The sequence below is a fragment of the uncultured Methanofollis sp. genome (assembly GCF_937919355.1).
Taxonomy (GTDB): domain Archaea; phylum Halobacteriota; class Methanomicrobia; order Methanomicrobiales; family Methanofollaceae; genus Methanofollis.
The window spans coordinates 1-8,133 of sequence record NZ_CALFSA010000237.1; the positions used below are offsets into that span (position 1 = coordinate 1).

An 8,133-nucleotide genomic window follows, 5' to 3' on the forward strand; every position below is an offset into this window, starting at 1 on the left:
CGTGGCTCCCCGTGCCGAGGCCGTTCCCGCAGAGAATGACGTCGGCCCTCTCCACGAGGGGGAGGAGGATGGGGAGGTGCTCCTTGCCGATCACCCGGCCGGGGAGGGGGACATGGATGAGGTCGGGGTTCTCGACGTACGCGGGCGAGGCGACGCGCACGATATCGGCCCCGGCCCTGAGCGCCGCCATGCCGGCGAGGAAGGGGGCGCCCTGGTACGGTCCGCCGCCGACGACGAGCACCTCGCCGCCGGCCCCCTTGTGGGCCGACGACCCCTTCGGCCGCAGGGAGAGGAGGTCGCCGGGGCCGGTACAGACCTCCGCCGCAAGGGGGATACCTATCTCCGCCACCCGTCCGCCCGCCGTCTTCGGGCGGTGGAAGGTGACGACGAGATTGGCACGTGCGCCGGGCGTCGGCACGTCGATAGCCACCACGCGGGCCGGGCTCGCGTTCAGGAGTCCGACCATCGAGAGGAGGGGCTCCCGCGGCGACCCGACAGCACCGGTGCCGAGCATGGCGTCGACGACCACGTCGGCTCTCTCGAAGAGGGCACCGAGGGTCTCCACGTCGGTGGGCACGCGCACCTCGTGGACAGCAACCGGACAGGCGCGGAGGGCGGTGGACTGGGCGAGGAAGTCGGGGGTTGTGGAGCCGTAGGCCGGACAGACCACATCCACCTCGCACTCCTGGAGGTGGCGGGCGACGACAAGACCGTCGCCCCCATTGTTCCCCCGCCCGCAGAGGACGAGCACCCGCGACGGCGAGGACTCCCGTACCGCCGCGGCGACTGCGGCGCCTGCCGCCTCCATCAACTGGAGGCCGGAGACGCCGAGGGCCTGTGCGTTCCTGTCCACCGCACGCATCCTCTCGGGCGTGATCACGCCCGTCTCGCAGAACTCCCTGAGATCCTCAAACATCAGATGCCCGGTGGGAGGCAGAGGAATAGATAGTTTGCGAAGGGGTGCGGACGCACCGGAAAAAATATACGCCTGACTGGAAAGAGCGGCAAATCCGCCTGACCAATGGGTTATATCGGAGAGGCATGATACTATTCTGATCAGATGAGTCTTGAGAGGGATGTATCGGCGGCCGCAAGGCGGATCTGCGAGGCCGACCGGGTAACGGTCATCTCGCACATCGACGCCGACGGCATCACCAGCCTCTCGATCCTGATGCAGGCGATCACCCGCGCCGGGATCGAGGCAAGTCCCGTCTTCGTGCGGCAACTTGAACCGCTGATGATGCACCACATCCCGCAGGACGACTCGCTGAAGGTCTTCGCCGACCTCGGCGCCGGGCAGCAGAACCTCCTGGAAGACCATGGCCTTGCCGAGGACAGGGTCGTGATCATCGACCACCATGTCTCGCAGGACGTGGAGACACCATACATGCAGGTGAACGCCCTGCCATACGGCCACACGAAGTTCTCGGCGGCCGGGGCGGCGTACCTCGTCGCCCGGGCCATCGACGGGGACAATCGCGACCTCGCCAAACTCGCCGTGGTCGGGAATGTCGGCGACATGATGGCACGGGAAGACTGCGGCCTCATCGGGCCGGCCCGGACGATCGCCGACGACGGGATCGAGTACGGGAACGTCGAGGCAAAGCGTGACCTCAACTGCTACGGCATTTCTACCCGCCCCCTCAATCTCTGCCTCGCCTACAATGACGACCCCTTCATCGAGGGGATCACGAATAACCCGGCCGGGGCTAGGATGCTCCTCGCCTCCCTCGGTATCCCGGAGAGGACGCGGGAGGGGCGGTGGCGTGTCTGGGAGGACCTTGCCGACGCCGAGAAGCAGGCGGTCTGCTCGGCCCTTGCCGAACAGATCGTCGCCCACGACGGCGACACAGGGAGGCTCTGTGCCGAGGTCTACCTCTTCCCCGACGAGGCGAGGGGGACGGCCCTGCGCAATGCCTCCGAGTTCTCGACCCTCCTCAATGCCTGCGGCAGGTGGGCACGCCCTGCGGTGGGGAGTGCAATCTGCGCCGGCGACCGTGCCGAAGCCCTCAGGGAGGCCGGGCAGATGCTCGCCCGGCACAGGGCGACGATCCGGGAACTCCTCACCTACATCCTCACTACAGGTGTCCAGGAACTCGACGCCATCCAGTACCTCCATGTCGGGGACAGGTTCCCGGACACCGTCGTCGGGATCGGTGCGGGCATGGCCCTCTCGAAACTCGGCCGGAACAAACCGATCCTCATCATGTGCTCCCTCCCCGACGATCCGGCCCTCACCAAGGTCTCGATGCGGGCCGACGACAGGATGGTCAGTGCTGGCATCGACCTTCAGGCGGCCCTCATCGAGGCCGCCGGACCCTTCGGCGGGGCGGCAGGGGGGCACGCCATCGCCGCCGGGGCATATATCCCGAAGACAGCAGAACAGGAGTTTGTACACCGTGTCAACCAGTGCATCAAGAAACAGTGCGGAGCGGCAGGTCAGGGCGATTGCTGATTTCCAGTTTGGAAAAGGAGCTGGAGAGGCACTCTTCCCCACAGACTGCCGTATTGTCAGGTCGAAGACGCGGCGCGTCAGGCAGGTGATGCTCGGAGACGAGCGTATCGTCACCGTCCGTGCTCAGGACGGGCGGTTCACCCTCGGCATCGAGGGGGCCCGCCGACTTGCGCAGGCGCTCCCTGCGCCCGCGTACCGCGTCGTGATCGCGGACGAGGTCGCCAGTTTCGTTGCCGAGGGGAAGAACGCCTTTGCGAAACACGTCGTCTCCGCGGATACCGGCATCAGGCCCGGCGACGAGGTGATCGTCGTATCCGGGGAGGACAGGGTGATCGCCACAGGCCAGGCACTCCTCTCGGGTAAAGAAATGATGGCATTTGATTATGGAGTAGCGGTAAAAGTAAGGAAAGGAGGAAAGTAAGCGTGTTTCCAGGCGGTAAGATCAACCCAAGAAAGATGAAGCAGATGATGAAGCAACTCGGCATGGAGATCGAGACCCTCGAGGACGTGCAGAGAGTCGTCATAGAGACAGGCAAGGGGAACTATGTCTTCGACGAGGCCGAGGTCGTCGCCACGATCATGCAGGGTACCACCACTTACCAGATCAACGGCGAGGCGAGGTTCGAACCCGCCGCCCTCGATATCCCGGAGGACGACGTGAAACTGGTGATGGAGCAGACCGGCGCCACGGCAGACGCCGCCCGGGAGGCGCTCGTCGCCGCCGGCGGAGACATCGCTGCGGCTATCCTGCGTCTGACAGGTGCATGATCCAGGAAGGGGAGCGCCTCATCCTTGTCTCCAGGACGAGGGAATATTATGTCTCCGCGGGGGAGGGTACCCTCTCCACCGACCTCGGCATCCTGGACCTCGGTGCCCTTGTCGGGGCGTCGTACGGCGACGTCGTCGCCACCCACCTCGGCACCGAGTTCGTGATCAGGCGGCCGCGGGCGACAGACTTTTTCACCCATGCCGCACGGACAGGCGCCCCGATGCTCCCGAAGGACATCGGCATGGTCATCGCCTACACGGGCATGAACAGCAGGGACACCGTCCTCGACGCCGGCACGGGGAGCGGCATCGCCGCGATCTATTTCGGCGGCATCGCTGGACGTGTCGTCACCTGCGAGGTGCGGCCCGAGTTCGCAAAGAAGGCCGAGAAGAATATCAGGGACGCGGGCCTCGACAATGTTGAGGTGCGGGCCTGCGATGTCCTCGAAGTGGAGGGGGAGTTCGACGTCGTCCACCTGGACCTCGGGATCACGCCGGCGCACATCGCCCATGCACGAGATCTGCTGCGGTCGGGCGGCTACCTCGCCTGCTACACCCCCTTCATTGAGCAGATGAGCACGGCCTATGACGAGGCGTCGCGCCTTTTTTCCGAGGTGCACACCTATGAGTGCATGGAGAGGGAGATGACGCGGAGCGCCCGCGGCACCCGACCGTCGACGCGGGTCGGGCACTCCGGGTACATCACCATTGCGCGGGGGTAAATCATGCGACATATCATCTCTATCAAGGAGTTTGAAAAAGAGGATATCGACGCTCTTCTCGACCGCGCCCGGGCGATCGATGCCGGAAACTATGACCGGCACGCCCTCGAGGACAGGATTCTCGGGGTGCTCTTCTTCGAGCCTTCGACGCGGACGCGGATGTCCTTTGAAGCGGCGATGGCACGCCTCGGCGGGAAGTCAATAGACATGGGAGGCGTGGAGACAAGTTCGGTCGTCAAGGGCGAGACCCTTGCCGACACGGTGAGGGTCGTGAGCGGGTACGCCGATGCGATCGTGCTCCGCCACCCGAAGGAGGGGGCGGCGCGGCTCGCCACCGAGTTCTCGTCTGTCCCTGTGATCAATGCCGGTGACGGTGCGGGCCAGCACCCGTCCCAGACTCTCATCGACCTGTACACGATCAGGCAGGCGATGCCCATCGACGGGACGGATGTCGGTCTCCTTGGCGACCTGCGCTACGGGCGGACGGCCCACTCCCTCGCCTACGCCCTGACAAACTATGACGTCACCATCCACACCCTGGCGCCGGAGAGCCTGGAGATGCCGCCGAATGTCATCGAGGATCTCCGCGAGAGGGGGGTCGAGGTGGTGGAGCACACCGACATCGCGGAGTTCGCCCACAATCTGGACGTGATGTATGTGACGCGGATCCAGCGCGAGCGCTTCCCCGACATGGCCTCGTATTACGCGGTGGCGTCGAGTTACCGGGTGACCCCCGAACTTCTCTCTGGCGCCCGCGAGAGAATGATCGTCCTCCACCCCCTCCCGAGGGTGGACGAGATCGATCCGAGGGTGGACGCCCTGCCCCATGCCCGCTACTTCCAGCAGGCGCGGAACGGCATCCCGATCAGGATGGCCCTCCTCCAGGAGGTGATGGGATGAGCGAACCACCAAAGAGCCTCCAGATCAGCCCGATCAGGAACGGCACGGTGATCGACCACATCCCGGCGGGCGAGGCCTTCAACGTCCTGCGGATCCTCGGGATCACGAGGGCGACGAAAGAGACCCTCTCCATCGCCACGAATGTGGCGAGTGCCAAGGCCGGGAGAAAGGACATCGTCAAGATCGAGAACAGGGAACTGAAGAAGGAAGAGGTGGACAGGATCGCCCTCATCGCCCCACAGGCGACGATCAATATCATCAGGAACTACCTGGTCTTCGACAAGAAGGGCGTCCAGATCCCGAAACTCCTCCACGGCGTCGTCAAGTGCCCGAACCCGGGCTGCATCTCGAACACGAACGAACCCATCCAGAGCAGGTTCGAGGTGACGAAGAAGGGCCTCCACTGCCTGTACTGCGACTGGTACCTCACCGAGGACATCGCCGGGCATATCATCTGAACTTTTTTCTTTTTTGTGGCTTGGTTCAAGCCCTCTTCTGGAGTGAGGGGTTTTAGCTGTCGCCGTCGAAGACTTTCGCGGAACGAGCACCCGCGAGTTCGAAAACCTGTGATTTTCGATGTGCGAGTATGAGAATGCCGGAGGCTCTTGATGCAGTCCTCCGGTCGGTCTATGGAGGTTCACATCTTTCAGGTTGATATGGTCGTGAAGGCGATCGAGATCCCAGCGACACGTAGACGATTATCCAAGAAACGATATATAATACGGCGGAGATATTTTGCATCGTTGAGATTGATTTAGCCCCCCTGAGCGGCCCCGTTGCAACTGTCCAGACACCGAGGGTGCCACGCACCGCTGTCACACAATGCCTCTGGAAAAAGATGTACAAACAAGGATGTGATCTGGTCCTATGAAACTGAATAATGCCCAAAAAAAGGTGGCATTGGTGTGTATTCTCGGAGCCGTTGGGATCGTCGGCGTGTCCCTCCTTTATGGTCTGGTCGGCCAGGACACAGGGGTGCCGGGAGAAAACAAAACGCCCGATACATTGTTCCGCTGCTTCATCATCGAATATAACGAGAGTTTCGCGAAAGACGCTCTTGTATTTCATCTCACCGATGCGGATCTTGAGGACCATCCCGAATATCGAGAGGGAATGGAGACGGCAAATACCAGTACAATGGAATGGCGCGACGGCAAACGGTACATTTACGAGGTGCAGGATTATTCTGGCGACCTCGGGGCGTACAATCTCTGTCTTGAGAACTATTCCCAGTCTGAGTGTCGGTCCCATTTGAAATTATACGAATACAGGGGGAGGTACTTCGAGATTAGGTGTATCCCATGGTATGTGGGGCCGAAATAGGAATGGGCCCACGTCGTGATAGTCCTGACGGAAAGGGCGAGATTAGCGAGATCTCATTCTCTGTCGGGTGAGTCCCCGGTGTTAGGAGGACAGACGATGACGGCGCACCCTTACGGCATATCCCTTGCATTGACGTCAACAATCTTTTTTTTCTTCTGGGTCGCCCCTTTCACCGGTCTTACCCCTCTCCTCTGCGGGGTGATATCACTGCTGAGCTCTATCTCTCTTCTCGGTCTCCTCCTCCTCGTCCCGGCGGCACGGAGGGAAGACAGATCGTGGTATCCCGCCCTTCTGCTCGTGGTCGCCGTGCTGGCCATCGGTATCGTGAGTTGCATGCTCTATCCCGAGGACAAACCCTTCCTCTCCATCCGGTGAGCGACAGGAAAGGGGTCTCGGCATCCATGGCTTTTATTTCCACGTTCCCTGAACGCCTGAAGGCGAAGGCCCTCGTCCCTTCTCAGGCGATTGTGGGTATCACGGTCCTTGCCGTGATCCTGTTCGCCTGTACTCTCCTCTCGCTGGCACCCACGCTGCATCCCTGGAGCGGACTCATGATCCTGTACTGGGCGGTCGGGCTGCCGCTGATCGGGTTCAACTACCTCGCAGTTGCAGTCCGGTGTAGAGGAGACAATTAACGGGAGTGTGATATGTACCAGATGTCTTCTGTACATTTGCACAACTCACGAAGAGAGGGTCTCCCGCAGAAGGATCTTCTCAGAGACGTCGGAGATATTAGATGGTTACAGAAGATCTCCTGAGGGAATATTCGCAGGCCTTGCCCGTAGAGAAGAGAACAGGTATCATGAGGTTGTATTCAGTGACGTCTCATGAGTACCGTTTTAGAGAGATCACCGATACGTTTCTGTTCAGGGATGTTTCTTTTCCCGGGAACTTTGCTCCCCGGAGAGTGCACCTCTTCATCCAATCTCACAGAAATACCATGGAGAATTCAGAACAGAAACATTACAGAGCCGAATTTTCTTCTTTTTTGATCCTGAGAATCAATCCTGAAAAAAGTTTCAGATGTTTCAACAGAGCCGTGCAAACTATTTACTCGACAATATAAATGATGATTGCAGAGAAGAATACAATGAAAATATCTATCGCAACGTGGAACATGGACTCCTGGAAACGCAACCAGGAGCAACGCAAAGCAGCCTGGAGATATCTGACTGAAACAATTTCACCAGACATCGCTTTACTGCAGGAATGTGTTCCACCTGCTAAAACTGATGAAGACTCTAAAATTATCTATCAGAAAATAGGTGGGAAAAGAAATTGGGGATCGGCAGTTGTTACGCAAGAGTTCCCGATCCAGGAACTGGAGATAAAAAGTAGCTACCTGGGTGCTCTGCTAGGCGCCGAGGTGACGCTGCCGGATGAGTCATTGATTTCTGTCATCAGCCTGTATGGATTGATTGACGAAGACGGATATGCAACAACCACACTACATAGGATGCTTTCGGATCTTACTCCCCTCTTGCATGGACGTATGGGAAAGCGATTGTTCATAATGGGTGGAGATTACAACGTAAGCACCCAATGGGATGAAAAATATAAAAACAGAGATCCCTCTCACAGGATATTTTTTGAACGGTTAGAAGATTTCGGATTGGTCAACTGTACCTACAAATATTTTCAAAGCCACGTGCAGACCAATCGCCATCCAAGAAGTAAAACGCCGTGGCAGAATGACTACATCCATGCAAGCAAGAAAATATCTGACCGACTTGTTTCATGTGAGGTCATAGATGATTCTGAAATTTATGAATACAGCGATCATAATCCGGTTATCGCCATTTTTGATCTCTAGCAGAAGAGACTGAATCCTCTTGATCGAGTCATGGCCATGTGACAAGACTGCAGATCGAATCTGCGGCTCTCCTCTCCATCGAGGCCGAATTCAAACGAGGGGTGCATCATCGTTGGCACCTACTTTCCTCGATCAGTCCTGCGAACGAGTGC

At 59.4% G+C, this 8,133-nt stretch carries 12 protein-coding genes; 11 read left to right on the plus strand and 1 reads right to left on the minus strand.

Going from position 1 to position 8,133, the window contains the following annotated elements:
- Positions 1-916, minus strand: a 916-nt coding sequence (locus tag Q0520_RS11635) for an NAD(P)H-hydrate epimerase (protein WP_298670258.1), incomplete at its 3' end; no start/stop codon positions are given.
- A gap of 144 nt (positions 917-1,060) precedes the next feature.
- Between Q0520_RS11635 and Q0520_RS11640 the strand changes: the two genes are divergently transcribed.
- The 11 genes from Q0520_RS11640 (at position 1,061) to Q0520_RS11690 (ending at position 7,981) form a co-directional block, all read left to right on the plus strand.
- Complete coding sequence (locus Q0520_RS11640; protein WP_298670260.1) at positions 1,061-2,455, plus strand: DHH family phosphoesterase; 1,395 nt, start codon at positions 1,061-1,063, stop codon at positions 2,453-2,455.
- Positions 2,400-2,876, plus strand: a complete 477-nt coding sequence (locus Q0520_RS11645; protein ID WP_298670262.1) for a PUA domain-containing protein — start codon at positions 2,400-2,402, stop codon at positions 2,874-2,876. Before Q0520_RS11640 ends, Q0520_RS11645 begins: the two co-directional genes overlap by 56 nt.
- Positions 2,877-2,878: 2 nt before the next feature.
- Positions 2,879-3,223: a nascent polypeptide-associated complex protein gene (locus Q0520_RS11650; protein WP_298670264.1), complete on the plus strand. Its 345-nt coding sequence runs from the start codon at positions 2,879-2,881 to the stop codon at positions 3,221-3,223.
- The gene (locus Q0520_RS11655) at positions 3,220-3,945 is read left to right on the plus strand and encodes a tRNA (adenine-N1)-methyltransferase (RefSeq protein WP_298670266.1); all 726 of its coding nucleotides are present in this window, start codon (positions 3,220-3,222) and stop codon (positions 3,943-3,945) included. The genes Q0520_RS11650 and Q0520_RS11655 overlap by 4 nt, the downstream gene beginning before the upstream one ends.
- Before the next feature lie 3 nt (positions 3,946-3,948).
- Positions 3,949-4,845 (plus strand): aspartate carbamoyltransferase, encoded by an 897-nt coding sequence (gene pyrB / locus Q0520_RS11660; RefSeq protein WP_298670268.1) that lies wholly within the window; start codon positions 3,949-3,951, stop codon positions 4,843-4,845.
- A complete protein-coding gene (gene pyrI, locus Q0520_RS11665) occupies positions 4,842-5,303 on the plus strand; it encodes an aspartate carbamoyltransferase regulatory subunit (RefSeq protein ID WP_298670271.1) in 462 nt (153 codons plus the stop codon). The genes pyrB and pyrI overlap by 4 nt, the downstream gene beginning before the upstream one ends.
- A 409-nt stretch (positions 5,304-5,712) precedes the next feature.
- Positions 5,713-6,168: a hypothetical protein gene (locus Q0520_RS11670; protein ID WP_298670273.1), complete on the plus strand. Its 456-nt coding sequence runs from the start codon at positions 5,713-5,715 to the stop codon at positions 6,166-6,168.
- A 96-nt stretch (positions 6,169-6,264) separates the two neighbouring features.
- Positions 6,265-6,543 carry a hypothetical protein gene (locus Q0520_RS11675; RefSeq protein ID WP_298670275.1) on the plus strand — a complete coding sequence of 93 codons (279 nt, stop codon included), beginning with the start codon at positions 6,265-6,267 and terminating at the stop codon, positions 6,541-6,543.
- The gene (locus Q0520_RS11680) at positions 6,540-6,803 is read left to right on the plus strand and encodes a hypothetical protein (protein WP_298670277.1); all 264 of its coding nucleotides are present in this window, start codon (positions 6,540-6,542) and stop codon (positions 6,801-6,803) included. The genes Q0520_RS11675 and Q0520_RS11680 overlap by 4 nt, the downstream gene beginning before the upstream one ends.
- 101 nt (positions 6,804-6,904) lie before the next feature.
- A complete protein-coding gene (locus Q0520_RS11685; protein ID WP_298670279.1) occupies positions 6,905-7,234 on the plus strand; it encodes a hypothetical protein in 330 nt (109 codons plus the stop codon).
- Entirely contained in the window at positions 7,235-7,981 is a 747-nt protein-coding gene (locus tag Q0520_RS11690; protein ID WP_298670281.1) for a hypothetical protein, read from the plus strand.
- The last annotated feature ends 152 nt before the right edge of the window (positions 7,982-8,133 follow it).